Annotated in this window: 20 protein-coding genes; 2 read left to right on the top strand and 18 right to left on the bottom strand. The window is 39.8% G+C overall.

The annotated features are described in order from the left end of the window. Positions 1–149: 149 nt before the first annotated feature. From H4J59_RS07865 to H4J59_RS07820, 10 genes are all read right to left on the bottom strand, one after another. The gene (locus tag H4J59_RS07865; protein ID WP_182238281.1) at positions 150–608 is read right to left on the bottom strand and encodes a GNAT family N-acetyltransferase; all 459 of its coding nucleotides are present in this window, start codon (positions 606–608) and stop codon (positions 150–152) included. 569 nt (positions 609–1,177) lie between these two features. Next, the gene (locus tag H4J59_RS07860) at positions 1,178–1,678 is read right to left on the bottom strand and encodes a PaaI family thioesterase (RefSeq protein ID WP_182238280.1); all 501 of its coding nucleotides are present in this window, start codon (positions 1,676–1,678) and stop codon (positions 1,178–1,180) included. A gap of 59 nt (positions 1,679–1,737) precedes the next feature. After that, positions 1,738–2,988: a phenylacetate--CoA ligase family protein gene (locus tag H4J59_RS07855; RefSeq protein ID WP_182238278.1), complete on the bottom strand. Its 1,251-nt coding sequence runs from the start codon at positions 2,986–2,988 to the stop codon at positions 1,738–1,740. A gap of 147 nt (positions 2,989–3,135) precedes the next feature. Next, a complete protein-coding gene (locus H4J59_RS07850) occupies positions 3,136–3,957 on the bottom strand; it encodes an ABC transporter ATP-binding protein (RefSeq protein ID WP_182238276.1) in 822 nt (273 codons plus the stop codon). A gap of 144 nt (positions 3,958–4,101) precedes the next feature. Next, positions 4,102–5,349: an ABC transporter substrate-binding protein gene (locus tag H4J59_RS07845; protein WP_182238274.1), complete on the bottom strand. Its 1,248-nt coding sequence runs from the start codon at positions 5,347–5,349 to the stop codon at positions 4,102–4,104. Between the two features lie 113 nt (positions 5,350–5,462). Next, on the bottom strand, positions 5,463–6,536 hold the full coding sequence (locus H4J59_RS07840) for a branched-chain amino acid ABC transporter permease (RefSeq protein WP_182238272.1): 1,074 nt from the start codon (positions 6,534–6,536) through the stop codon (positions 5,463–5,465). Between the two features lie 92 nt (positions 6,537–6,628). After that, the gene (locus tag H4J59_RS07835) at positions 6,629–7,522 is read right to left on the bottom strand and encodes a branched-chain amino acid ABC transporter permease (RefSeq protein WP_182238270.1); all 894 of its coding nucleotides are present in this window, start codon (positions 7,520–7,522) and stop codon (positions 6,629–6,631) included. Continuing rightward, positions 7,519–9,492, bottom strand: a complete 1,974-nt coding sequence (locus tag H4J59_RS07830; RefSeq protein WP_220469755.1) for a long-chain fatty acid--CoA ligase — start codon at positions 9,490–9,492, stop codon at positions 7,519–7,521. Before H4J59_RS07830 ends, H4J59_RS07835 begins: the two co-directional genes overlap by 4 nt. Beyond that, positions 9,492–10,313: an ABC transporter ATP-binding protein gene (locus H4J59_RS07825; RefSeq protein ID WP_182238268.1), complete on the bottom strand. Its 822-nt coding sequence runs from the start codon at positions 10,311–10,313 to the stop codon at positions 9,492–9,494. Before H4J59_RS07825 ends, H4J59_RS07830 begins: the two co-directional genes overlap by 1 nt. A gap of 152 nt (positions 10,314–10,465) precedes the next feature. After that, positions 10,466–11,506, bottom strand: a complete 1,041-nt coding sequence (locus tag H4J59_RS07820; protein ID WP_182238266.1) for a DcaP family trimeric outer membrane transporter — start codon at positions 11,504–11,506, stop codon at positions 10,466–10,468. A 189-nt stretch (positions 11,507–11,695) separates the two neighbouring features. Here H4J59_RS07820 and H4J59_RS07815 point away from each other — a divergent pair, with 189 nt between their 5' ends. Continuing rightward, positions 11,696–15,238, top strand: a complete 3,543-nt coding sequence (locus tag H4J59_RS07815) for a PAS domain-containing hybrid sensor histidine kinase/response regulator (protein WP_182238265.1) — start codon at positions 11,696–11,698, stop codon at positions 15,236–15,238. 240 nt (positions 15,239–15,478) lie between these two features. Here H4J59_RS07815 and H4J59_RS07810 read toward each other — a convergent pair whose 3' ends face one another. From H4J59_RS07810 to recA, 3 genes are all read right to left on the bottom strand, one after another. After that, a complete protein-coding gene (locus tag H4J59_RS07810) occupies positions 15,479–16,126 on the bottom strand; it encodes a response regulator transcription factor (protein WP_182238263.1) in 648 nt (215 codons plus the stop codon). A 176-nt stretch (positions 16,127–16,302) separates the two neighbouring features. Next, complete coding sequence (locus H4J59_RS07805) at positions 16,303–17,403, bottom strand: XdhC family protein (RefSeq protein ID WP_182238261.1); 1,101 nt, start codon at positions 17,401–17,403, stop codon at positions 16,303–16,305. 317 nt (positions 17,404–17,720) lie between these two features. Next, positions 17,721–18,791 (bottom strand): recombinase RecA, encoded by a 1,071-nt coding sequence (gene recA / locus H4J59_RS07800; RefSeq protein WP_182238259.1) that lies wholly within the window; start codon positions 18,789–18,791, stop codon positions 17,721–17,723. A 341-nt stretch (positions 18,792–19,132) separates the two neighbouring features. On the opposite strand from recA, the gene mutS reads away from it, so the two are divergent. Next, positions 19,133–21,700: a DNA mismatch repair protein MutS gene (gene mutS / locus H4J59_RS07795; RefSeq protein ID WP_182238257.1), complete on the top strand. Its 2,568-nt coding sequence runs from the start codon at positions 19,133–19,135 to the stop codon at positions 21,698–21,700. Between the two features lie 846 nt (positions 21,701–22,546). Here the strand turns inward: mutS and rpoS are convergent. The 5 genes from rpoS to surE form a co-directional block, all read right to left on the bottom strand. Then, positions 22,547–23,473: an RNA polymerase sigma factor RpoS gene (gene rpoS / locus H4J59_RS07790; RefSeq protein WP_182238255.1), complete on the bottom strand. Its 927-nt coding sequence runs from the start codon at positions 23,471–23,473 to the stop codon at positions 22,547–22,549. A gap of 85 nt (positions 23,474–23,558) precedes the next feature. Continuing rightward, complete coding sequence (locus tag H4J59_RS07785) at positions 23,559–24,347, bottom strand: peptidoglycan DD-metalloendopeptidase family protein (RefSeq protein ID WP_259369441.1); 789 nt, start codon at positions 24,345–24,347, stop codon at positions 23,559–23,561. Positions 24,348–24,420: 73 nt separating this feature from the next. Further along, positions 24,421–24,999 carry a YqaA family protein gene (locus H4J59_RS07780; RefSeq protein WP_182238251.1) on the bottom strand — a complete coding sequence of 193 codons (579 nt, stop codon included), beginning with the start codon at positions 24,997–24,999 and terminating at the stop codon, positions 24,421–24,423. A gap of 3 nt (positions 25,000–25,002) precedes the next feature. Beyond that, positions 25,003–25,680: a protein-L-isoaspartate(D-aspartate) O-methyltransferase gene (locus tag H4J59_RS07775; RefSeq protein ID WP_182185295.1), complete on the bottom strand. Its 678-nt coding sequence runs from the start codon at positions 25,678–25,680 to the stop codon at positions 25,003–25,005. After that, entirely contained in the window at positions 25,677–26,429 is a 753-nt protein-coding gene (surE, locus tag H4J59_RS07770; protein ID WP_182238249.1) for a 5'/3'-nucleotidase SurE, read from the bottom strand. The genes H4J59_RS07775 and surE overlap by 4 nt, the downstream gene beginning before the upstream one ends.

Raw genomic sequence — 26,429 nt, 5'->3', positions numbered from 1 at the left:
TACTGGTTAAAATAACCAACTACTGCGTTATTTATTTAATAATTAGAACAACTAGTTATTAAATAAATGCCTTATATTTGGCCATTTTTCCTGCGTATAAAGTAGACCACCTAATTAATGAAATTAATGGTATTACATGTCAAATACAGCTAATCACTAATCATATATAAGCAATTTTTCAAGGTTATTTTTTCAGGGTAGCACGCAAAAGTAAATCCACTTTTTTCATAAGTTTTAATTGCACTGCCATTATTTTGCACAACAAATAATGAAGATGAATTGGTGTTTAAATCAGCTTTTCCTCTAATAGTTAATTGCTGAATTAAATGCGCAGCAATGCCTTGGCCACGAAAATTAGGATTAATCACCAGCCTGCAAAGGTGGCACTTACCTAGTCTCAAATAATACTGTCCAAACCCTAATAACTCTACTTGCGCAGAAAGTAAGGCAAATGACGGCAAAGACTCTAATTTCAAATCACTCTTAAAAGAATTAAAGTCAAATGGGAAGCTAAAATTAGGTCCTGACCAAATACTTAGTGCTGCTTCGGTCGAAAACCACGACATCAGTTCAGTTAAGTTTTCATTCGATGGTTGAGATAAATACATATTCGCCTTATGCCCAATTACGGGGAAATAAAATCAACGCTTTTGTCAATAAATATCAACAGCACAGCCGCTTTACACTCGCTATTGACGTGCTGTTATAACGTTAACTGCTTGTTACATACACTCGCTCTGCTTTTTGCATTTTTAGCCAACCGATGATTACAAGCTTGAAGTAGGTTTGTTTTAACTTTTGATGAATTTAGATACTGATCGTCTATAAAAGAAAATAGTGCTAAGGAATTGTCCGCTATGTTCGCCATACAATGGGCAATAGCAGCCTAAAAGTTACGCCCAAAATGGTAATATGCCGATCCCACCATTAACGCTAAAATAGTTGCCCCCAAAAAACCACGCAGCCACAACTTGAATAGTACTAACTTATCTTAAATTGATGAATTTTAAAATCTTTGTTTGTGAATGTTATTGAAGAGGGTGTTGCGTCAATTAGCTAAATTGACGCTGTGCGAGCTTAACTTGCCTAGTTACCGCTCATCACTTAACCTTAATAAGGTGACTTACTAGCCAACTTTTTAAGCAATGCGGTATTGAATTCAGGACAGATAGTGTAATTATGTAGGACACATAGACTCTGGCATTTTTACCGCAATCACTGTGCCTTTAGCACAAACAACATTGTTTGCCGATACGGTTATTTCTACCACGACTTTCTTGGCTTTAACTTCGCTAAACGTACCTATAAGTTCTAACTCAACACCCATAGGTGTTGGCGCCAAATAGCTAACATTTAATGCTGCCGTGACAAAGCGTAATGCCGGTATTGTCGCCATGGCACGACCTTCAGCACGATATGCCATAGCAGCAGCACTACCCGTGCCATGACAATCAATAAGTGAAGCAATTATACCACCGTAGACAAAACCAAGAATAGCGGTGTGACAGGGCTCTGGCATAAAGTGCGCGATGGTTTGCTCTGCGGCTTGTTCGCTAATTTTTCCTTGCTCTGTATGCCAATAGCTTTTAAGTTGATGACCTTCATTATTATTTTTACCGCAACCATAACAATGACTAAGCTTGTCTGGATAACAATCTTGAAAATAAATTTTCTGCATAAAATTCTCCTTATACCTTATATATGAATGGTGTTAATCACATTTTTCTTTAGCTAAACCTAGCCAATAACTCTTTTATCATCAATGACTTTACCATCATCGGGTAAGCTTCCCAAGGCAACCAACTCAACACTACCATTGAGTTTTGTTAACTGTTTTAAGTCATTAGTAAGTTGGTTAAGTAATTGTGCGATATCAACTCCAGCACTATTTTTATCATCGAATTCGCATTGTAAATGCATTTTATCTTGATGATCTTCCTGGGTGACGGTTAAGCGGGCTTTCAAGAAGTATTGACTAATCAGGCGAACTCGTTCAATTTGCTCTGGGTGAACAAACATACCTTTTACTTTTGTGGTTTGATCCGCGCGACCTAGCCAACCTTTAATACGCGTGTTAGTACGCCCACAAGCACTTTGTCCTGATTTTATTGCTGATAAATCACCGGTTGCAAAACGAATTAAAGGATAATCTGCATTAAAGCTTGTTACTACCACTTCACCAATTTCGCCATTAGCAACAGGCTCTAAACTGCCAGGGCGGATAATTTCAATGATGATATTTTCGGAAATAATTAAACCATCATCGGCTAAGCTTTCATAGCCTATCAAGCCAACATCGGCACTGGCATAGGCTTGTAGTACATTAATTCCTGTATGAGTAAATTCATCACGCAAGGCTTTTGGTAAAGCTTCGCCAGTAACTAACGCCTTTTTAATACTGCTAACATCACGATTTTTTGCTTTGGCTTTGCTCAATAAAATATTTAAAAATGACGGCGTACCGCAATAGCCCTGAGGTTTTAAATCTTCAATAATATCGAGTTGCTGTTCAGTTTGCCCTGGGCCTGCTGGAATAACGGTGCAGCCACAAGCGCGTGCACCCGAGTCGAGAATGAATCCACCCGGCGTTAAATGATACGACAAACAGTTCTGGACTAAATCGCCAGCGCTAAAACCGGCAGCATGAAAAGCCTGTCCCATGCGCCACCAATCATCTTGGCAATTTTCAGGATCATAAATCGGTCCCGGCGATTGAAAAATTCGACTAACATGACCATTACCAGCATTAATACCCGCCAACGGTGGCTGACGCTTTTGCAAGCTAATTAGATCTGATTTTCGCGTAATAGGTAGCTGCGCAAGCTGTGCTCTTGAGTTAATGCTTTCCGCATTAACGCCAGTAAGAAGCTCTTGATAGTAAGGGCTGTTTCGCTGCGCATCAGCAATAAATGTCGGTAATCGAGAAAACAATGACTGCTCTCTAACTTCGCAATCTTGGTGTTCGTCTGGGTGATAATATGTCGTCATAATAGCTCAAAATCATGTTGAGAAATGGATAAATAAACGCTTTAAAAATAGCCAATAACCTTTAGTAGCTGACACGCAATATGCAACATTTAATAAGTGACACTTAAAAAATTAGCTTCACTAACTGCCTATATTGCTTGATTGCGATTACAACCAACGCTTACGTCGCTTATAAGACTTAAGTCCTTTAAAACTTTTACGCGTGTCATTACCACCACCGAGGTAAAACTCCTTAACATCTTCATTATTCAGTAACTGTTCTTGTGTGCCATCAAGTACTACTTTTCCAGACTCCATGATATAGCCATAATTTGCAGCTCTGAGGGCATAGTTAGCATTTTGCTCAACTAACAACATAGTAATGCCTTGGTCCTGATTAATCTTTTTAATAATACCAAAGACTTCTTTTACCAGTAGTGGCGATAAGCCCATCGATGGTTCATCTAAACAAATCATTTTTGGTCGCGCCATCAGTGCTCGGCCAATCGCCAACATTTGCTGCTCGCCACCAGATAAATAGCCCGCTAAACCCGTGCGCTCTTTTAGCCGTGGAAAATAGTGGTATACCATGTCAATATCTTGATTTATTTGTGAATCTTTACGGGTAAAAGCGCCAAGCTTTAAGTTTTCTAACGAGGTCATATCTTCGATAATTCGACGGCCTTCCATAACCTGGAAAAGCCCACTACGCACAACGTCTTCAGCATTCTTACTGTCGATACGTTCGCCCATAAAACTAATGTCGCCTTTAGTAACTTCACCATTTTCAGTTTTCAACAAACCTGAAATGGCTTTAAGTGTGGTCGACTTACCGGCGCCATTTGGCCCTAAAAGCGTAACAACGTCACCTTCGGGCACATCTAAACTGACACCACGAAGTACCTGTATTACTTCGTCATAAACCACTTCAATATTGTTCACCGTTAATATCGGTGATGCAGGTTGCAATTTTTCCGCTGCTTGTGACATACATACTCCGTATAAATAATTATTTTGCTATTTTTACTTGCTCGTTTTGTTCTAAACATTTGTGCTAGAAGCTGGTGGTTACTGAACAAAGATTTTCTTGCCCAGCAACCTGTTACTCAATGAATAGCCTTGTAACGACTAATATTAGTAACCTAACCAATCATCACGACGTTCTAAGGTGACTTGCGATACCTTTTCAACCGTTACATCACCACCGTTGTAATTACCTTTATAAATATTAACTTGGTTAATTCCGCGATGATCTTCATTGCTCCAATTAGCCGCTAAACACACACCCTCTAAACCTTTAGGCACCCAGTCTTTATGCACATACATACCTTTTTTAACATTTTCACCGGTAATGCCGCCGTTATCTTTTGCCCATTCCATTGCTTCTTTCATGAAGAAGGTTGAACAAACACCGCGCATATAATGATGAACACGTTCTTCAGTACCTGACTCGTCTGATTGTTTTGAAATTTCACGTACTAGCTTCATGCCAGGCGCATCATCATTCCAAAATGGTGTCATGGTCGGGAAAATATAATCCTTTATCCCTTCGCCCGCGGCCGCAAAGATGTTCTTATCTCCACCCCAAATATTCGACATAAATTGAATGTCTGTGCCAACAGTATTACAAGACTTAACTAATGATAAAACTGAGCCACCTAAGTTAGCGATATAACCATAGTTAGACTCTGAGCTTTTTAAGCTTAAACATTGCGCTTTAAAGTCACCTGGCTTCATCGAAATAACTACCGCTGGCTGTACATCAAAACCTAACTCTGTAGCATACTCTGCACAAGCCTCTTTTGGTGCGTTAGGAAATGGATGGTTGGCACCAATATGAGTGAATTTTGGCTTACCTTTTTCACCTTTGTCTTTCCAATCTTGTGCCGCCCATTGCACTAAACCACGACAAGCATCTGAGTAAGAGGCGCCGTAAAAAAAGTTATAAGGGGCTGGTTTTTTAGTATGGGGGTTTTTACCGGTTGGATCTGTTAAGTGCCCTGAGTATGACGCTGAAAAAACCGGTACTTTATCTCTCGCGACAAATGAAATAAGCGCTTCAGTATCAGCGGTTCCCCAACCTTGCATCGCGACCATATTTTTACGTGAATGCCATTTTTTGTATGATGCGATTGCTTGCGGTACTTTGTAGGCATAGTCGATAGTTTCATATTCTAAGGTTGTGCCTTTAATACCACCGTTATCATTAATATAACCGAGTGAATCTCGCACACCATCAGCATAGTTTTTACCAACAAAGGCTGTTGGTCCTGACATGTCAGCTAAATGTCCGACAAATACAGAGTCTTCTGCTAATACCTGAGTGCTCATCCCCAAAGCACAGCATACGAATAGAGAACTTAATTTTGCTTTATGTTGCATGACTATTTCCTTCTTCTTTTAATGGCTATATTGCCAATTAATTGTTGTAATAACGTCTGTCTTTTATTTCTATTTTAAATCATAAGCAATTGATATAATTATATTTAATAACTTCAATATGAAAATGGATAAAATTTCCAATAGTTTTTAATTTGCGCCCAACGATGCGCCATACCTTCTGGCTCAAATATCAGGAATAAAATAATCACTAAACCTATGGCCATTTCTTTAATGTAGGCTAAACCGTCAATCACCATAGGAATGTTGCCCCACTCAGTCATCTTCATTAAGCCAACACCACCTGCAAGTGCTTCAGGTAAAAACACCATAAACACCACGCCCATTAGTGTGCCTTTTACTGAGCCTAAGCCGCCAATAATGATCATGGCAAGAAACTGAATTGACATGAAAAGCGTGAAACCTTCAGCAGAAACATAACCCAGATAATGCGCATATAAAGCACCACCAATACCGGCATAAAATGAGGAAATACCAAATGACAATAAACGATATTTATTTAACTTAATGCCCATAATTTCGGCTGAAAGATAATGATCTCGAACAGCGATAAAAGCACGTCCTTCACGACTGCGCATTAAATTACAACCCCAGACATACATGAACACTAAAGCGAATAACGCGATATAAAAGAAGCTTTCATCGGTATTAAAAGCAAAACCAAAAATACTGATAGGCTCAGCCGATGAACCCGCTGAACCGCCAGAAAACCAATCAGCACGCGCAAAAAAGTCTTCTAAAATAAATTGTGCCGCTAATGTTGCTATCGCTAAGTACAAGCCCTTAATGCGTGATGCAGGCAAACCAAAAATCATGCCTACGCCCATTGTTAAAAAACCTGCCAGCGGAATACAAAAAAGCACGGGAATGCCAAATGAAATGTTCAACCAAGCCGAGGCAAAGGCACCAAAGCCGAAAAAGGCCCCATGCCCTAATGAAATCTGGCCGGTATAACCAACTAAAATATTTAAACCCAATGCAGCTATACCTAAGTACGATATTTGAATGAACAAGGATAGGTAATATGCGTCAACCAAATATGGCGCTGCACATAAAAAAGCAATCGCAATAATAGCCATGTTTTTAATGGTTTTGGTTTCAAAAATGGTGTTATCTTGTTTATAGCTAGTGCGAAAATCACCGCACGGTCGCATAGTTAAACTCGACATAATTAACTCCTAAAAACTCGATAGTATTTGCTATAAATCAGCGCTAAGGTACTTAAGTAGCGCACAATATTTTGATTTAATTTACAAAAATGTTAAATCCGTTCAATATCTTTGGTGCCAAATAAACCATAAGGCTTGAACCAAAGGATGATGAGTAATACGTAAAATGGTGCTATGTCATACATATTGCCAATATGAAGATATTGACTATCAAAAAATTCAGCCACATTTTCCAAGACGCCAATAATCAAACCACCGACAATGGCACCAATTATTGAGTCTAAGCCTCCTAATATAACAGCAGGGAACACTTTGATACCCATAACGGAAAGAGAGCTTGATACACCACTCACCATGGCAATAACTACACCAGCTGTAGCAGAAACGGTTGCCGCAATGCCCCAGCTCATCGCAAATACTTGCTTAACAGATATTCCCAAACTTTGTGCTATTTGCTGGTCAAAAGCAGTTGCTCGCATCGCTAAACCATATTTGGAATGTTTAAAGAATAAGTAGAATGCCACCATAATAATCAGCGCAATCACGGTACTCATTAAGTACGCCACTTCGACATTTAAGCCCATTATTTGAATGCTCTCTGTTTCAAATACTTTCGGATAACTTTGTGCCGAAACACCAAATATCCATTTCATCAGCGCTTGGAAAAATATCGATAAACCGATAGTTACCATGATCACTGAAATAATAGGCTCGCCGATCATCGGTCGTAAAACGATCATCTGTAACAAAATGCCAAAACCAGCCATGAATACCATGGTCAGTAAAAAACCAACAATAAAGGGCAACTCCAAATAAACCAATGTTGCCCAACAAACCCAGGCACCGATGAGAAGAAACTCACCTTGGGCGAAGTTAACAATTTGCGTAGATTTATAAACCAAGACAAAACACATGCCTACTACGCCATACAATAAGCCAACAATGAGGCCATTGATGACTAACTGTGTTAATAGTTCAAAATTCATGATGCTCTCCTTTCAGTATTTGCTTGTTCAATAGCTGCTTGGCTTGACTGCTCATTGGCAATAAGCGAAGTAACGTTAAGTTGAGTTTGAATCCGCGTTTTTGTGCCATCTTGGAAAACTACTGTGGTGTCAATATCAACCACATCTTTGTTGTCATAAATGGCAGAAATAATGTCGCCATATTTCTCAGCAATAACACTTCGACGAACTTTACGGGTGCGTGTTAATTCACCATCATCAGCGTCTAACTCTTTATAAAGCAGAAGAAATTTATGAATTTTTTGCGCATCAGGTAATGATTCATTCACTCGTGAAATTTCTTCGGCAAGCTTCGCATAAACCTCTGGCAACGTAGATAAATTGGTGTAGTTAGTAAAAGCGTAGCCACTTTGCTCTGCCCACTTAGCAACAATGCTAAAGCGAATACAAATAATGGCCGACAAGTAAGGCTGGTCTTTACCTAAAATAACTGCTTCACCAATAAAAGATGAAAATTTCAGTTTGTTTTCAATATATTGCGGTGAGTATTGCGCGCCATTACTGGTACAAGCAAGATCCTTAATACGATCAATAACCACTAAATGCCCTGACGGTTTAAAATAACCCGCATCACCCGTTTGCATCCAACCATCAATAACATCTTCGTCATAGGCTTTTTTATTATTTAAATAACCAGTAAACATGCCAACGGTTTTAGAAATAATTTCACCCACGCCTGCTTCATCGGTATTGATCACTTTGATTTGTGCGTTATCAAAAGCGAAACCCACACTGTCATAATCAATATCACCTTCATGGTGAATGGTATAAGCACCACACATTTCCGTTTGGCCATAAAGCTGACGCAAAGGCACGCCGATAGTTTGAAAAAACCTAAAGGTATCGGGTCCCATGGCAGCGCCGCCAGTAGCGGCTGACTTTAAAAACGAAAAACCAAGACGATCGCGTAATGCTTTCATTAATAACATGTCAGCAAGCCACGACTTTTTACCTTGTGCTTGGCTAGCTTCTGCCAGTTTCATCGCGTAGCTATAAAGTTTTCGCTTTAGCGGCGTTGAGTCCATCATTCTCGCTTGTACGTCAGCTAGAATACCCTCCCAAACACGTGGTGCGAGTAACACAAAACTAGGCCCAATTTCACGTAAATCTGACATTAAGGTTTCTTGTTCTTCAACGAAATTAACTATTTGACGCGCAATCAAAGCTTGCCCTAGAGCATAAACCTGCTCCATGATCCAAGGTAATGGCAGCACAGAGACGTAATTATCACCGGGTTTACGAGGGTCAGCCCTAAGATAAGCGCTACAATGTTTGATAAAATTGCCACCATTTAATAGGGCAATTTTTGGTTTAGAGGTGGTGCCTGAGGTAGTACAATAAATCGCTATTTCTTCTGGCGTTGTCGCAGCAATTAATTGCGCATAGCGCTGGGGATTTTCTTGCTCTATTTTCTGCCCTAATTGATAAACAACATTAATATCTATCAACCTTGGATCTGAATACTTTCGCATGCCTCTTGGATCACAATAAACAATAAACTTTACCTTTGGAATATCGTCAGCCAATTCAAGTAACTTGTCACATTGCTCTTCATTCTCAGCGATAACTGCTGTGGCACCGCTACTTTCAAGTAAGTAAACAACTTCTTCATGCATCGAGTCTTGATATATGCCGATTGAATAACAACACATAGCATGTGCGGCAACTTCGCCCCAAATCCATTCTGGACGATTATCACCTAACAATGCGATAGCGTCACTTTGACTAACGCCCATATCTAATAGCCCAAGCGTCAACCATTTCACTCGGTTGTTATAATCTGTCCAAGTGAACTCATTCCAAATACCAAACTCTTTCTCACGCATTGCAATAACATCAGGCCAGTTATCTGCGTTGTGCTGTAAAATTTTTGGAAAAGTATCTAATTCGCCCATTTCAAAGTCGCTGTTAGTTTGGGTCACATCAGCCATCAGCTTACCCCTTCTAATTTTTCTTGTTGTTCGGGTGATTCATCTGCATCGTCCTCGAGCCCCAAGTAGGCTCTTTTAACATAAGGATCAGCCATGACTTCTTCAGGTAAACCACAAATTAATTTTTTACCAAAATCGAGCACCATTACTTCATGGGAAATATCCATAACCACGCCCATATCGTGTTCAATCATCACCACGGTAATACCAAACTCTTCATTTAAGTCGAGAATGTATCTGGCCATGTCTTCTTTTTCTTCTAAATTCATCCCAGCCATAGGCTCATCTAGGAGAATTAGTTTAGGATTTAACGCCATCGCACGAGCAAGCTCAACACGTTTACGCAGCCCGTACGACAAAGTACCCGCAATGGATTTTCGAATATGTGAAATTTCTAGAAAGTCGATAACTTCTTCAACCTTACGGCGATGCTCTAACTCTTCTTTTTGTGCACCTGATGCCCAATATAAGGGACCAGTAAGCCAGTTATTTTTTAATAAATGATGACGCCCAACCATAATATTATCTAGCACTGACATATGACCAAACAAGGCTAAATTCTGAAAAGTACGTCCCATGCCAAGATCCGCGCGATCATTAGGACGCAAATCTGTGACGTTGTTACCACCAAAAGTAATATTGCCGCTGTTGGGTTGATAACGGCCAGAAATACAATTGAGCATTGAGGTTTTCCCCGCACCATTGGGGCCAATAATGGAAAATACTGAGCCTTTTTTTACTGAAAAGCTAACATCTGTTAAGGCTTTAACACCGCCAAACGCGAGTGATATTTGCTCTACATTGAGTATTGACGTCGTCATACTCAACCTCCTAAATTCAAATGGGAATGAAATTCTAATACTACTTATGCTTTAAAAAAGAGAGGGGGCAAGCCCCCTCCCAACACGTAACAACGATTGGGAAAGTTACGTAAACATCAAACATTAGAAATTACTGATAAGGTAATAAAAAATTACAGCATGTACCTCATGGTTGCTTGCACGTACGTAGAGTCTTTATCTAGTTCATCAATGGAGAAATTACCCACTTCTATACCTACCGCTAATTCTTTAGTTAAGTCTTTAAACAGGTTAACGCCCCATTGAGAACGCTCTCTATCAGAAATATCACCTTCAACTTTGCCGTACAAAACCGTTGAGCGCAGTGTCTCGTTCCAAAAATGACGGTAAGCGACGAGTATCGAGGTTACATCTTCAACTTCTTCGCCATAAAGGTCTTTAACAGCGGCAACACCGACGTAACGACCTAGTTCACCTTTATGAATTTGAAAGCGAATATCATCTTTGCCTGTGGTTTTAATACGACCAGCAATTGAGGCACCAAAGGCAGATTCACTATTACCTAACGTGGTATTTAATTGTCGAGCTAAACCGGATACCGAAACACTACCCCAGTCGCCTTTAAAGTTATAACGCGCAATAACATCAGGTACGCTGTCATTAGCGGTATCACCACCCCAACTTTCAGGGTTCTCAAGCGCCACTTGGAAGTTTCCAACGTTGTAACGTACTTGACCTTGGCGAATAAAAACCAAACCAGTTGTCGCGCCGGCAAAATCGGCTGACTCTGGAATGGCACTGGTATTCATAAAGGTTGACCATGTTTGGCCAACAGTTAAATCTTTATATTTTACAAACGCATGTCGAATTCTAGGGTGCGCTGAGTTAGAGACAATTTCATTACCACCGCCGCCCCAAAAATCCATTTCAATAAAACCCATAACATCGCCATGCACATACTTAGTATTAAAGCGTGTTTCATTAGCAAAAATTCTAAATTGCGAGGCATCTTGTGCAAGCGGAGCACCATCACCAATCCAAAAATCTCGGTAAGCAACATCACCATCGACATAGCGTGCATCTATTTTGATATAGCCACCAAAGGTTAATTTATCGTTTTCTGTTAAATCGATTTGATAGCCTGCAAACGCAGAAGTTGTTGCAGCCATAATCGAAGATACGAGTAATAATTTTTTATAATTTGAGTTAAACATCTAGCTATTCCCCTTGTATTTTTTGTTCAACCATTATTAGGTCAGTCAAAAAAATAGACAATAGGATATAAGGCTTAGCACCTTGTGGTTAGTCCTTTAGTCGAATGTTATGTTGTTGGGCTTGTGAGGCAAAATAGCAGCGGTTAATATGGAGAAAAACAATAACTTGAACCTGATAATAAGGACGATATGTTTTCTAATTGGTTACTAGTAAGTGTCAGTATTGGCTACATAAGTTTACTGTTTCTTATTGCTTATTTAGGCGGCAAATATCGTCATAAATTGGTCGAGAGACAGCATGCGATTATCTATGCGCTCTCGTTAGGTGTTTACTGTACCTCATGGGGATTTTTAGGCACTTCAGCACAAGCTGCCCACGGTTCTTTTACCTACATTTCAGTGTATTTAGCCCCGATATTACTCTTTGTTTTTGCTTGGCCATTTATTCAACGTATTATTAAAACTTGTTTAAAATTAAAAATCACTTCCATCGCAGATTTACTTTCAGCACGTTTCGGTAAGTCGCAAAACTTAGCGTTTATTGTCACGCTTGTGGCATTAATTGGTACCCTGCCTTATATTGCATTACAACTTAAAGCAATTGTTTATTCCTATAAAATACTACAACAAAATCAAGACTTTCCCATATGGCAATTGGGCTTAATTGTTAGCATTATTCTCGCTGGTTTTACTATTATTTTTGGCATTCGGACCATAGATGTTACTGAACGACATCCAGGGGTGATGATCGCTATTGCTTTTGAGTCAGCGGTTAAACTCATTGCTTTTTTAATGGTCGGCATTTTTGTTTCATTTTATATTTATGACTCACCCGCCGAAATTTGGCGATTATCCCAAGATCATGTTTCACTTAGTCAGCAATTTGAAGGGAACAACCTCATTAACATGATAGGTCTACTGATTATTGTTATGTCAGCATGCCTTTGCTTACCACGCCAATTCCAAGTGATGTTTGTTGAAATAAAAGAGCAAAAAAATAGCAACCTTGCACGCTGGTTGCTACCCGCATACATTCTAGTATTTGCCTTTTTTGCTGGCCCGATAGGCCTTGCAGGTACGTTAAATTATGGTCAATCTTTAGACGCCGACGCTTACGTGTTGTTTTTACCCGCCTATAATGGTCAAGTGTGGTTATCACTATTTGCTTTTCTCGGCGCCGTGTCAGCGGCCAGTTCTATGGTTATTGTTTCGACAATCGCTTTAAGTACCATGTTAAGTAACGAAATTGTTTTTCCGTTAATGTTTAAGTTATCACCACAGAAGCAGCAGGACTTTTTACATTTTCAATCTCGGCTACTACGCATTCGTAAGGCCTTAGTTATTACGGTCATAACGCTAAGCTATGGCATGCTCTTGTTGTCGCCACCAGATACCCTTTCTTCTTTGGGTGAAGTTGCTTTTGGCGCAATAGCGCAAATTGGTCCGGCGTTAATTGCCGCTTTTTTCTGGCGGCGAGCAACTGAAAAAGGGGTGCTATGGGGTATTGGAAGTGGCTTTGCTATTTGGGTCTTGTTTAACTTGTTACCGCAATTAGGTTTTTATACTCATCCGTTAGCGGGTTCGGCATTATCTGCAACCACTATTGTCACGCTATTTGGCCTATTGATTAATATTTTAGTACTTACGGTAGTGTCGTTGTTAACACGGCAAAGCATTCGCGAGGAAATGCAAAGTAAATTTTTTTACAAACAAGATAAACACCATCAATCTTGTTTACCTAAACAACCAAAAATAGACATTCTAGAGTTAGAATACCTAATTGCACGCTTTATTGGCGAAGAAAAGTCGTCCGAATGTATTGCAAATTTTAAACTACTACATAAAAATAAAAAGCATAAAACCAAAAATGATGCCTTGATATTTCATGCCGAAAATACTCTTGCCAGTGTTATCGGATCGGCGTCAGCAAAATTGGTTATTTCATTCGCCTTGGGCGGAAGAGAAATTGCCTTTGACCAAGTGGCTAAAATTGTTGAAGACAACTCAACTCAACAGCTAGAATTTAGCCGTTCAGTGTTACAAGGCGCGATTGAAAATACCAGTGAGGGCATTTCTGTTATTGACGGTAAGCTGAACTTGGTGGCTTGGAATAAACAATACTTGGATATTTTTAATTATCCTCAAGACTTTATTTATATTGGCTGCCCTATTAGCCGACTTATTCGTTTTAACCTGAGTAATCAAAAACGTTACATTCACGACATTGAGTCACAAGTACAAAAGCGGTTGCAATATATTCGCGCCGGTAGTAAACACAAATCTGAACGACAATTGTCAAATGGAAAGATTATTAATATTGAAGGTAATCCTATTCCCGGCGGCGGATTTGTAATGATTTTTTCTGACATTACAGAGTACAGGCGAGCTGAGAAATATCTAAAAGAAGAAAACACCGACCTTGAAAGTCGGGTACTAGTTAGAACAAAAGAGTTAGAAGAAGCGAATTTAGAACTTGAAAAAGCCAATATAAATTTAGCTAATGCGCAGCTTAAGGCTGAGCAAGCTCATTTAAAAAAGAGTAAATATTTACGCGCTTGTAGCCATGACTTATTGCAACCACTGTCTGCTGCTCGCTTATTTTCCTCAGCAGTCAGTCTTAGTCCCAAAGTGTCTGAACAGGAGCGAGAGCAAATCAAGAAAATTGATAATTCATTGGAAATTGCTAATAATTTACTGCTCGACTTGAATGAAATCGCACGTATTGAAAGTGGTAATATCAGCCCTGATATTACTATATTTCCAGTAAAGCGATTATTCTCTATGCTACATTCTGAATTTTCGGTACTGAGCACAGATTACCAAATTGATTTTCACTGCCGCTCTAGTCACTTATTCATTAAAAGTGATTTCACCTTATTATCACGAATTATTCAAAATTTTCTCAGTAATGCTTTTCGCTACGCTAATCACGGTAAAGTGCTACTCGGCTGTCGTCGTCAAGGACAACAACTTTGCCTGCAAGTTTTAGACAACGGTCCTGGGATACCAGAAAACAAACAGCAGCAGGTATTTGAACAATTCACCCAACTCTCGACAAAGTTGGTTGGCCCTAAAGGTTTAGGTTTAGGCCTTAATATTGCGCAAAGTCTCGCTGAAATTTTAACTCATAAACTGGACCTAAAATCAGCATCAGGCCATGGCTGCTTATTTAGCGTAAACGTTCCCATTGTAGCTGTACCACAGCAGCAACAACGTCAACCGTTACGAGCGAGTGCCAGCTTACAAGGTGTTGGTGTACTGTGCATTGATAATGAGCCTGACGTACTCTCGGGTATGAGAGATTTGTTATCGGCATGGAAATGCCGCGTTTATAGTGCCATAGATGCCGAACAAGCCATTGAAATTTATCGTAAACATGAAGAAGAAATAGATATTTTACTCGTTGATTATCAATTAGTTGAGCAAGATTTCGCTAGCAAACCTACCTCTAACATTGGCTTCAAGCAAATTAAAAACAAGGGTAATAGTACTGATAAATGCAACTTTAATGGCATTGAGTTAATCAAATATTTACGAGCAGAAAGTCATTATCCTCTACCAGCTATTTTAATTACCGCCACCACCGATGAAGCGGTTTTAGTGCAAACACAGCAAACTGATATCGGTTACTTAAGAAAAATAGTTAAGCCTATATCCTTGCGTGCGCTCATGAGCTCTTTACTGACGAAAGAACTTGAAAGAAACTATATCCCAGACAATTTTACATCGTAGTAAAGAATATGACTGACTCAAACCGGTGACAAACCGTAGGTAAACTTTTAGTACGCTGGAGAAATCAGCGTAAAGCGTGCGACTAATATTATTTTGCAAGGACTATTGAACCGTAAAAAGGAGTAAAGTCGTATTGGTTGAACAAAGTACATAGTCACTCATTTAAGGCTAGCTCAATAAGCAAGCTAACCTGAGTGATGATCTACACTCAGGAGAACAATAAAATATGGTCAACATTTACTATACAAAAGATGCATTAGCTTGTTGGCGATCATTGAGCAAAATTACTGCTTGTGTGCGACTTTTCACCCCTAGCTTTAAAAAAATAGTACTGGCATGGCTCTTAATAGTCGATTCAGATAAACAAAGCTCATAGGCAATTTGCTTGTTGAGTAACCCTTCAGCAAACATAAGTAATATTTTATGCTGCTGTGGCGTTAAGGACGCTAACTTGTCTTCATGCGCTAGCTCTTGCTCATCAGGATTATAATCGCCTTGTGGTATCCATAACTTTCCTTGAATAACGTCATTAATCGCTTTGATCATTTCAGGTACAGGTGTCGATTTTGGAATAAACCCTGCAGCGCCTAAACTCATGGCTTTACGTATGGTATGAAGTTCTTCAAAACCTGAAATAATAACCACACCAATTTCAGGATAGAGCTGCCGGATACGGCTAAGGGTATTAAAGCCTTGAGCCCCCGGAATATCAAGATCCAATAAAATAAGATCAATATCAGATGTTTTGGCTAGCTTTTGCTCCAATTCGGGTATTGTTTCAGCTTCAAGCAAGGACGAACAGACAAAGCTAGATCTTAGCATTAATGCCAATGCTTGCCTAAAAAGAGGATGATCATCAGCAATGATGATCTTAGTATTTGATGCCATTTTATTTTCTAACCTAACATTTAGATTAATGATCTTTTAATTTTTCCCAACTATGATTTTACTAATTGGTTATCCTTAATAAAATAGCCATATATTTGAAAACTGCAATGATAATAGCGACAAATTAGACTAAAGGACTAAGCTAAAAAGTAGCGTGTCGCTCCTGCAAGGGATAATTAAGTATTAATAAATTTACCTGACAAGGCTAAACCGCTGCGATGATGTAAGATACTGTGACATTGCGCTAAAATAGATAAGGCAATTGACTCAGGCAACTCACCACCAATATCAAGGCCAATAGGGCCATTAACATGACGCATTAACCATGCTCTGTCTTCAATATTAGCTAGTGTTTCAACATTACCTCTTCGTTCTGTCGGGCCTAATAAACCAATATATTTTGCAACATTATTTTCATGCAGCAAACTTAACCAAGCAGCGTCCAAATTCAAATTGTGCGTCATCAACACGGCGGCATCAAGTTGGCGAAATTGTGCTATTTGAGAAAAGTCGTTGGGATGAATTCTAAAAATTTCTGAGGCCTGCTTAAAGCTGCTGCTGCGGGCATAGCTAGAGCGATGATCAACAACCGTTACCCGCCAGCCCATCTGGGCCGCCATCGACACTAAAGGAATAGCATCTGAGCCACCACCAAAAATCCATAAATTAGTCGGTGCTGATATTTTGGTTATCGACAGCTGATCTTGGCCAATGGTGATATTGCTGTGTGCTGTATCCTGCTTTATCATCTGCCTTAGGACATCATGCTTAACGCTTTCTTGCCCCTGAGCTGTTGTTGTTAATAACTGGCCAGCATTATCAAACAAACTGATGTTATTTAACGCCTGCGGTGTTGATTCATCAGTTAAAAATGTTTGTTGTAAATAGCTTGCTTGCCCCTCTTGCATGCGCTTAAAAAGCTCGGCAAATAATACTTGATGTGCAGCTGTGACATATTGTAATAATACGCCTATTTTACCTTTGCAGCCTACGCCTAGCTCTGCTGCATAGCCATCTTCTTCTAGCATATCGTATACAACGTAATGGGCTTTCTTGCTATCAAATACTTTTTTCGCATGTAAAACAATATTGGCCTCTAAACAGCCGCCACTGACTAAACCAAGCGATTGTCCCACGCTATTAACCAGCATAATAGCACCGGGGGAGCGATAACTTGAGCCCGCTTTATTTACTATAGTGGCAATTACCCAGTCAAGTTTTTCGCTATGATTTAAGTAATGTTCAAGCAGGGAATAATGAGAGTGATTATTAAGCAATGGTAAACCTTAAAGTTATTGAGAGCTGGTCACGGGTCTTTAATTTATTATAACAAGTTAGGCAAAGTTAAAAAACGTCGAATTTGTATCTGTTTACTAAAGTGTATCGATAAAAATCCTAGCTTTTAACATCGACTGACATGGCGGTGAATATGCTGTGCAGTCATATACTTAGATGAAAACATGTCATTAGAGTAATGCTGGAGTAACTAACAAGATAGCGAAGATTGGCAGTTTTCTGATCATACCCCACTTTTTATATTAAAAAAAAGCCACTTTACAGTGGCTTTTTAATTAAAAGTAAAACTCGCTAATAATTATTTAACAACTTCTTCAGTGGCTTTAGCTGTTTTAGCTGCTTTAGCTGGTTTATCTGTTTCAGCCGCTTCAGGTGGTTTATTTTTTGATAGTAGCGCTTCACGTAAACGTGTATCAATTTCTTTTGCTATTTTAGGATTATCTTTCAAGTATTTAGCTGCGTTTGCTTTACCTTGACCAATTTTGTCGCCTTTATAGCTATACCAAGCGCCGGCTTTTTCAACCATTTCATTTTTAACGCCAAGGTCAACTAACTCACCTAAACTATTAATACCTTCACCATATAGAATTTGAAACTCAGCTTGCTTAAAAGGTGGTGCTATTTTATTTTTAACCACTTTAACACGTGTTTCATTACCAATAATTTCGTCACCATTTTTAACGGCGCCAATACGGCGTATATCTAAACGTATAGAAGCATAAAATTTTAAGGCGTTACCACCTGTTGTGGTTTCTGGAGAGCCAAACATTACACCAATTTTCATTCGAATTTGGTTGATAAAAATAATCATGGTATTTGATTTTTTCAAATTACCGGTTAATTTACGCATGGCTTGCGATAACATACGAGCTTGTAAGCCCATGTGTGAATCACCCATATCGCCTTCAATCTCAGCTTTGGGTGTTAACGCAGCCACCGAGTCGACAACAATAACGTCAATAGCACCTGAGCGAGTTAACATGTCACAAATTTCAAGCGCTTGCTCACCCGTATCCGGTTGAGAAACCAACAATTCGTTAATATCTACGCCCAATTTTGCCGCATAGACAGGATCAAGTGCATGCTCAGCATCAACAAATGCACAAATTTTACCATTACGTTGTGCTTCAGCAATAACTTCAAGTGTCAGCGTTGTTTTACCACTTGACTCTGGACCATAAATCTCAACAACACGACCTAGAGGTAAGCCACCAGCACCTAAAGCAATATCTAACCCTAATGAACCGGTAGAGATTGTTTCAACGTCCATGGTGTTATTGTCACCTAACTTCATGATAGAACCTTTACCAAATTGACGTTCGATTTGGCTTAAGGCAGCTGATAATGCTTTTTCTTTGTTATCGTCCATTTATTACTCCACGAGGGGTTAGGTGCTTAATTCGTTTTGATGAAGCAAAGTATACTGTATAGTCGTACAGTATCAAGGTTTTTATTATATTATTTTATTTACATATAAAAACAAAACAACTTATAGATTTTACTAATTGAAAAATAAGAAGTTTATTGGAGTTAGTAACTTTATGAAATTTTAAATTAAAAAGTTACTAATATAGTTATCAGTAGTTACATAGTGGCTTTATATGATTAACTTACTGATGATTTTTCTCAAAAATAGAAAGATTTGATCGCCTGCCTTATGACATAATCTATGTCCTTAATACCTTCATCAATTTTAGTTACGGCAGTTCAATGACAACAATAACAAAAGACCTTTCCTCTCACACCCCTATGATGCGTCAGTACCTGACTATTAAAGCGGAATTTCCTAATATTTTAATTTTTTATCGTATGGGGGATTTTTATGAACTTTTTTTTGATGATGCTAAAAAGGCATCTGATTTGCTTGATATCTCATTAACTGCACGTGGAAAAACTGGCGGTAATGCTATTCCAATGGCTGGCGTGCCTTATCATGCGGTGGAAGGTTATTTAGCTAAGTTAGTCAAATTAGGTGAGTCAGTCGCTATTTGTGAACAAATTGGCGATCCCGCTACTAGCAAAGGTCCAGTAGAGCGAAAGGTTGTACGTGTGGTTACACCTGGCACAGTGAGTGATGAAGCGCTGCTTAGTGACCGACAAGACAATTTGATTGTTGCTGTTCATCAAACACTGCAAGGTTTTGGCCTCGCTTATTTAGATATGACCAGTGGCCGTTTTGTGCTGGTTGAGCCTAAAACTGAAGAGCAAGTTCAAGCCGAGCTACAGCGTTTATCACCGGCAGAATTGTTATATCCAGAATCATTAGTCGCCACTAGTATTATTGCTGGTCGCAAAGGTTTGCGTCGACGCCCAGATTGGGAGTTTGATTTAGACACTAGTAAAACCTTACTTAATAAACAATTTGGTACTCAGTCATTGTCAGGCTTCGGCGTTGAAGATAAACCGCTAGGTATAGCTGCTGCAGGTTGTTTATTTCAATATGTTAAAGATAGTCAGCGTACTGCACTACCGCATATTAGAGCCATTATTGGTGAAAGCTCATCGACTGCCGTTATCCTTGACGCCGCCACTCGCCGTAATTTGGAATTAACCCAAAACCTGCAAGGGGGTAATGAAAATACTCTAGCCTCAATTCTTGATAAAGCCGCTACCCCCATGGGTTCTAGATTACTAAAGCGTTGGTTACACTTTCCACTGCGCGAGCTAAATACACTAAATAATCGTCAAAATGCAATTGAAGAAATATTACAGCAAGACTTACCCTTTGAACTCAACGCTGACTTAAAGCAATTTGGTGACATTGAACGTATTGTTTCCCGTATTGCTTTGCGATCAGCTCGTCCGCGCGACTTTGCACGTTTACGCAATGCCTTAATGCATTTACCTGATTTGCAAACACTTATGATTAGCTGTACTCAACCGCATTTAGCGGCATTAGTTGAACAGTGTCAGCCTATACCGGCAACACAAGCACTATTAGAAAGGGCTATTGTGGAAAACCCACCGGTATTAATTCGTGACGGTGGCGTTATCGCCCCAGGTTATAACGACGAATTAGATGTACTGCGAGATTTAAGCGATGGTGCAACCGAGTTTTTAGCGCAACTTGAAGCACGCGAAAAAGAACGTACCGGCATTCAATCACTCAAAGTTGGCTATAATAGAGTCCATGGTTTCTATATAGAAATGAGTCGCACTGCAGCCATTGATGTACCTGATGATTATATTCGCCGACAAACCTTAAAAAATAACGAACGCTTTATTACTAACGAATTAAAGCAACATGAAGAGAAAGTGCTCTCCGCGCAAAGTAAATTTCTTGCCCTTGAAAAGCGCTTGTATGAAGCGTTATTTGAGCAAATATTACCTGAGTTAGAAAAATTGCAGCTCCTTGCGCAATCGCTATCTGAAATTGATGTCTTAAATACTTTTGCCGAACGGGCCGAAAGCTTAAATTATGTTAAACCTATACTGCAAGAAGCCAGTGGTATTAATATCGAAGCTGGACGTCATGCTGTTGTAGAACAAATGACCGCTGAGCCCTTTATTGCTAATCCAGTAGTGCTAAATAGCAGCAGAGAAATGCTGATTATTACTGGCCCTAACATGGGCGGTAAATCTACCTATATGCGCCAAACAGCGTTAATTGTACTACTGGCGCATATAGGTTGTTATGTACCAGCAAGTGCCGCCAAAATAGGCATGGTAGATAGAATTTTCACCCGTATTGGTGCTTCTGATGACCTAGCTAGTGGTCGTTCAACTTTTATGGTAGAAATGACAGAAACCGCTAATATTTTGCATAATGCCACCAATAAAAGTTTAGTCTTGTTAGATGAGATTGGTCGAGGCACTAGTACCTATGACGGTTTATCACTGGCTTGGGCCTGTGCTGAAATGCTAGCGATAAAAACCAAAGCTTTCACGCTTTTTGCTAGCCATTATTTTGAGTTAACCTTACTGGCTGAACAAATTGATACTTTAGCGAATGTTCATTTAGACGCTGTGGAACATGGTGACAGCATTGTCTTTATGCACACAGTGCAAGAAGGTGCTGCAAGTAAGAGTTTTGGTTTACAGGTGGCGCAACTTGCTGGCGTGCCAAAAAGTGTCATTGTGCGGGCAAAACAACGCTTAACTGAACTTGAAAATATGCAAGCACCTTCGGTGATGAGTGCTGTTCCCCAAGCTTTTGAACAGCTGTCTCTCATGGATAGCCAACACCCTGTTGTTGAACAGCTAAGTGCAATAGAGGTGAACGACTTGAGCCCTAAAATGGCCTTAGATTTATTATATAAATTAAAAGAATTAATTTAAAAAAGGGGACTATTTACATTAGCATGCCTATGCAGCTAGCTTAGATTAAAGTGTAGATCGGCTTTAATCTGTGCGGGTTGACAGCATCAATGCCAACCTAGATAACGACTACCCAATCCTATATTGTCATCCGTGGCAATATAGGATTCAATATTGGACTTTAATCCGTCGAGTTAAATAAAATTTAACTGTTTTCGGCAAAATACCCACCTACAAAAAATATCTGCTGCTGATATTTGTTGATCCATCGAGTTAATTGCTCGCTACACGGTTGACGGACTAAAGTCCGACATACGAAAAATATTTGCTGCCGATATTGTTGACCCATCGAGTTAATCGCTCGCTAAACGGTTGACGGACTAAAGTCCGACCTACAAAAAACATCTGCTGCTGATATTTGTTGGTCCTTCGAGTTAATTGCTCGCTACACGGTTGACGGACTGAAGTCCGACCTGCAAAAAACAGCTGCTGCTGATATTTATTGGTCCTTCGAGTTAATTGCTCGCTACACGGTTTACGGACTGAAGTCCGACCTGCAAAAAACAGCTACTGCTGATATTTGTTGGTCCTTCGAGTTAATTGCTCGCTACACGGTTGACGGACTGAAGTCCGACCTACAAAAAACAGCTACTGCCGATATTTGTTGGCCCATCGAGTTAATTGCTCGTTAAACGGTTGACGGACTAAGGTCCGACCTACAACAAACATCTGCCTCAGATGGTAATTATGTCTAAAATGACCTCCTGATACAAATGTATAGGCAGGTACATTACTCATAAAATGTAACTCTAAAAAAACCAGCAATCGCTGGTTTTTTGTTTATTCACTGAACTTGAGCCTATCGCACTATTCTTGAAATAGCGCTTCAATCGACAAGTTTTGTTGGCTTAAAATATCACGCAGACGTTTTAATGCTTCAACTTGAATTTGGCGCACACGTTCGCGTGTTAAGCCTATTTCGACACCTACATCTTCTAATGTTGCGGCTTCATAGCCTAGCAAGCCAAACCTTCTTGCTAGTACTTCTCGTTGTTTAGAGTTAAGCTCATTCAGCCAATCTACAATGCTATGTTTAATATCATTGTTTTGTAATTTTGTTTCCGGGCTGCCAGCTGTTTCATCTGGAATAACATCTAATAAAACTTTTTCACCTTCACCGCCAAATGGCGAGTCAACTGAAGCGATACGCTCGTTCAAGCGCAGCATTTTACTGACACTTTCCACGGGTACGTTAAGCTCAAAAGCAATGTCTTCAGCTGTTGGCTCATGATCAAGCTTTTGCACTAACTCACGGGCTGTGCGTAAATAAATATTAAGTTCTTTGACCACATGAATGGGTAATCGAATAGTACGAGTTTGATTCATAATGGCGCGTTCAATGGTTTGTCGAATCCACCAAGTCGCATAGGTTGAAAATCTAAAGCCACGTTCCGGATCAAATTTTTCAACAGCACGTATCAGGCCTAAGTTGCCTTCTTCGATTAAATCTAATAAAGGTAAGCCACGATTGTTGTAACGGCGAGAAATTTTTACCACTAAACGAAGATTACTTTCTATCATGCGTTTGCGAGAGCGTTCATCACCTTTTAGGGCAAGGCGAGAAAAGTAGACTTCTTCTTCGGCGGTTAATAATGGTGAAAATCCTATTTCACTTAAATATATTTGTGTTGCATCTAAATTAGACGGGCTCTCTTCAGGTACTTCTACCTCAGTACTTTTTGGCTTTTCTTTCACTGCAAGATCAGAACATTCTATTTGTTTTTTTATGCCCATGTTATATCTCCCTATTTAGCATTAGCTAAATTTACTGACTAATTATTCACATTAACCTCGAGTTATTATTGGTAAATTTTTATTATTATTTCGGCAAATACTTCATAGGATTAACTGATTTCCCGCGAAAGCGAACTTCAAAATGAAGCATGACTCTTTCAGCGTCAGTATCACCCATTTTGGCAATCACTTGACCGGCTTTTACAACTTGCTGTTCTTTGACTAGAATGTGATCGTTATGGGCATAAGCGCTGAGATAGTCTTCGTTATGTTTAACAATGACTAACTTGCCGTATCCTTGTAGCGCATCACCGGCATAAACTACCTTTCCATCTGCAGTTGCTTTCACCGAATCACCGCGTCGCCCCGCAATGTCGATTCCTTTATTTCCTTGCTTTGTGGTGGAAAAATTATGAATAACTTTTCCTTTCGCAGGCCACCGCCATTTTCTAATTTTTTGTGAAAATGCCGCATGTTGCAGCACTTTTTTGCTGATTTTTTCATCAGCTACATTTTTACCATACTCCTGCTTTTTCTTCTGTGCAATAGGTTTTTTTATAACTTTTTGTTTTGACGTATTGAAGGTCTTATTTTTTTGACTTTTCAAGTTAGCATTTAATTTTCTTTTTGTTAACATTAATTTTTGTTGCGGATAAATATTGTATGGCGCTTTGATATTATTGATCTTCGCTAAGGTACGAATATCGACATCTGCACGCCATGCTATTGAATATAATGTTTCGCCTTTCTTAACGATATACTCAGTGCCACTGACGCTATTTTTGAGTCTTTGACTAAGAGGAAGAGAGCCTTGTACGTCAACAACAGGTGCAGGTTTATTACGACTTGAACAGCCGTTTAACGCTAATATCATTATGAACGCTAGTAGGTTATTAGCGTTAAATAAGTTACCTTGCATCCATCTCGTCATAACAAAAATAACGTCCTTATCGTGTCGCAATATAGGCAATAATAATCGCGCTAACAACCGACCAACCTAAGACATCAACCCATTGTCTAATTTTTTGTTCCATCGGCGCTCCGCCCCAACGAATAACACCGGCTACCAGGAAAAATCGCATGCCGCGACCAATCGATGACGCTAATAAGAAGGGTAAAAATGCCATATTTAAAAAGCCAGCACTCACGGTAAATAACTTATAAGGGATAGGAGAAAAACCAGCAATAAATACCACCCACACACCCCACTCACTAAACCACAACATGGCTTTATCAAAGCGCGCCTGATAACCAAATTCAGTAATTAAGGGTTGGATCCACGGTTCAAACATCAAATAACCTAAGCCGTAACCTACCATTCCACCGAGCACTGAAGCAATGGTAGTTATCGTGGCAAAACGCCAGGCTTTATCACGCTGCGCCAGTACCATAGGGGCTAATAAAACGTCGGGTGGAATCGGGAAAAAAACCGACTCAGCAAAGGTCAGTAGCGCTAAAATTCTAGGGGCAAACTTATGCTCAGCCCACTTAAGTGTCCATTCATATAATGCAGAAAATATTTTCACAAATTATCCTAAAGCGCCCGGTACAAGAGGAACAAAACGAACAGCTTCAATTTGCTGCTCTTTGTATTCATCGCCATGACGAGTAATTAACTTCAAAACTTGGTTTTGTTCACCAACAGGAATGATCAAGCGACCGCCATCAGCTAGCTGGGCTAGTAATGCCGCTGGCACCTCTTTGGGTGCCGCCGTCACTATAATGGCTTGAAAAGGGGCTTTGCTGTGCCAACCTTGCCAACCATCACCATGTTTCATTGCCACATTATGTAAATCCATCGTGCGTAATCTTCGTTTTGCTTGCCATTGCAACGACTTAATACGTTCAACAGTAAACACCTTAGCTGATAACTGCGCCAATATGGAGGTTTGATAGCCAGAGCCCGTACCTATTTCTAGAATGCTGTCTGGTACGCCATCAGCAAGTAACAGCTCTGACATTTTTGCCACTATATAGGGTTGTGATATGGTTTGCCCTTGGCCAATCGGTAGCGCCGTATTGTCATAGGCTTTATGCGCTAGAATTTCAGGCACAAAAATATGCCGAGGCGAACGGGCAATAGCCTGTAATACTTGTTGATTTTTAATCCCTTCAGCCAATAATTTTTGCGCCAGTAATTCTCCACTTCGACTCGACTTTCCGCCGATATTACTGCCTACTCGGGTATTGATATTACTTTGTCTCATAGTGAAAGTTCATTAATCCATTCGGTCATTTTTGCCAGGCTTTTATAAGCAGTCATATCTATGGTTAATGGGGTAATTGATGCATAACCATTAGCTATGGCATGAAAATCAGTCCCCACGCCAGCATCAAGTTCTTTTCCTAATGGGCCATACCAATAAATATCACGTTGCCAAGGGTCTTGCACCTTTTTCATGGTTTCCGCTTTATGGCGGTTACCTAAACGTGTGACCTGAATACCTTTTAATTCATCTAGCGGCACATCAGGCACATTAATATTAATAATTTGATCACTTGGCAGCGGGTGCAACTGCAAACGCTCAATAAACTTGGCGGTTACAACGGCTGCGGTTTGAAAATGTTTGGGATCTGAAGATACTAGCGACACCGCTATTGCAGGCATACCTAAATGACGCCCTTCGGTTGCTGCTGCTACCGTACCTGAATAAATAGTATCGTCACCTAAATTAGCACCGTGATTAATACCCGCTACCACTAAATCAGGTTTCGGCTGCATTAATTGGGCTGCACCTAAATGCACCGCATCAGTGGGTGTACCATTGACAGAAATAAAGCCATTTTCTAATGTCTGCGCTCGTAATGGATTCAATAGTGTTAACGAATTGCTTGCGCCACTGCAATTTCTATCGGGCGCAACTACGGTTACATCAAACATTTTGGCTAATTCGTCAAAAAGCACTTTAATGCCATCAGCATGAACACCGTCATCATTACTCAGTAATATTCTCAT

Origin of the sequence: Colwellia sp. MB02u-10 (assembly GCF_014077185.1) — a bacterium.
Taxonomy (GTDB): Bacteria; Pseudomonadota; Gammaproteobacteria; order Enterobacterales; family Alteromonadaceae; genus Cognaticolwellia.
This window is presented reverse-complemented; position numbering and strand designations above follow the sequence as displayed.

Excerpts from the sequence above, each read along its gene's own strand:
- H4J59_RS07860 (WP_182238280.1), bottom strand. The coding sequence starts at position 1,678 with ATGCAGAAAATTTATTTTCAAGATTGTTATCCAGACAAGCTTAGTCAT.
- H4J59_RS07855 (WP_182238278.1), bottom strand. The coding sequence starts at position 2,988 with ATGACGACATATTATCACCCAGACGAACACCAAGATTGCGAAGTTAGA.
- H4J59_RS07815 (WP_182238265.1), top strand. The coding sequence starts at position 11,696 with ATGTTTTCTAATTGGTTACTAGTAAGTGTCAGTATTGGCTACATAAGT.
- H4J59_RS07820 (WP_182238266.1), bottom strand. The coding sequence starts at position 11,506 with ATGTTTAACTCAAATTATAAAAAATTATTACTCGTATCTTCGATTATG.
- H4J59_RS07850 (WP_182238276.1), bottom strand. The coding sequence starts at position 3,957 with ATGTCACAAGCAGCGGAAAAATTGCAACCTGCATCACCGATATTAACG.
- H4J59_RS07825 (WP_182238268.1), bottom strand. The coding sequence starts at position 10,313 with ATGACGACGTCAATACTCAATGTAGAGCAAATATCACTCGCGTTTGGC.
- H4J59_RS07830 (WP_220469755.1), bottom strand. The coding sequence starts at position 9,492 with ATGGCTGATGTGACCCAAACTAACAGCGACTTTGAAATGGGCGAATTA.
- mutS (WP_182238257.1), top strand. The coding sequence starts at position 19,133 with ATGACAACAATAACAAAAGACCTTTCCTCTCACACCCCTATGATGCGT.
- H4J59_RS07845 (WP_182238274.1), bottom strand. The coding sequence starts at position 5,349 with ATGCAACATAAAGCAAAATTAAGTTCTCTATTCGTATGCTGTGCTTTG.
- H4J59_RS07785 (WP_259369441.1), bottom strand. The coding sequence starts at position 24,347 with ATGATATTAGCGTTAAACGGCTGTTCAAGTCGTAATAAACCTGCACCT.
- H4J59_RS07810 (WP_182238263.1), bottom strand. The coding sequence starts at position 16,126 with ATGGCATCAAATACTAAGATCATCATTGCTGATGATCATCCTCTTTTT.
- surE (WP_182238249.1), bottom strand. The coding sequence starts at position 26,429 with ATGAGAATATTACTGAGTAATGATGACGGTGTTCATGCTGATGGCATT.
- rpoS (WP_182238255.1), bottom strand. The coding sequence starts at position 23,473 with ATGGGCATAAAAAAACAAATAGAATGTTCTGATCTTGCAGTGAAAGAA.
- H4J59_RS07865 (WP_182238281.1), bottom strand. The coding sequence starts at position 608 with ATGTATTTATCTCAACCATCGAATGAAAACTTAACTGAACTGATGTCG.
- H4J59_RS07835 (WP_182238270.1), bottom strand. The coding sequence starts at position 7,522 with ATGAATTTTGAACTATTAACACAGTTAGTCATCAATGGCCTCATTGTT.
- H4J59_RS07775 (WP_182185295.1), bottom strand. The coding sequence starts at position 25,680 with ATGAGACAAAGTAATATCAATACCCGAGTAGGCAGTAATATCGGCGGA.
- H4J59_RS07840 (WP_182238272.1), bottom strand. The coding sequence starts at position 6,536 with ATGTCGAGTTTAACTATGCGACCGTGCGGTGATTTTCGCACTAGCTAT.
- recA (WP_182238259.1), bottom strand. The coding sequence starts at position 18,791 with ATGGACGATAACAAAGAAAAAGCATTATCAGCTGCCTTAAGCCAAATC.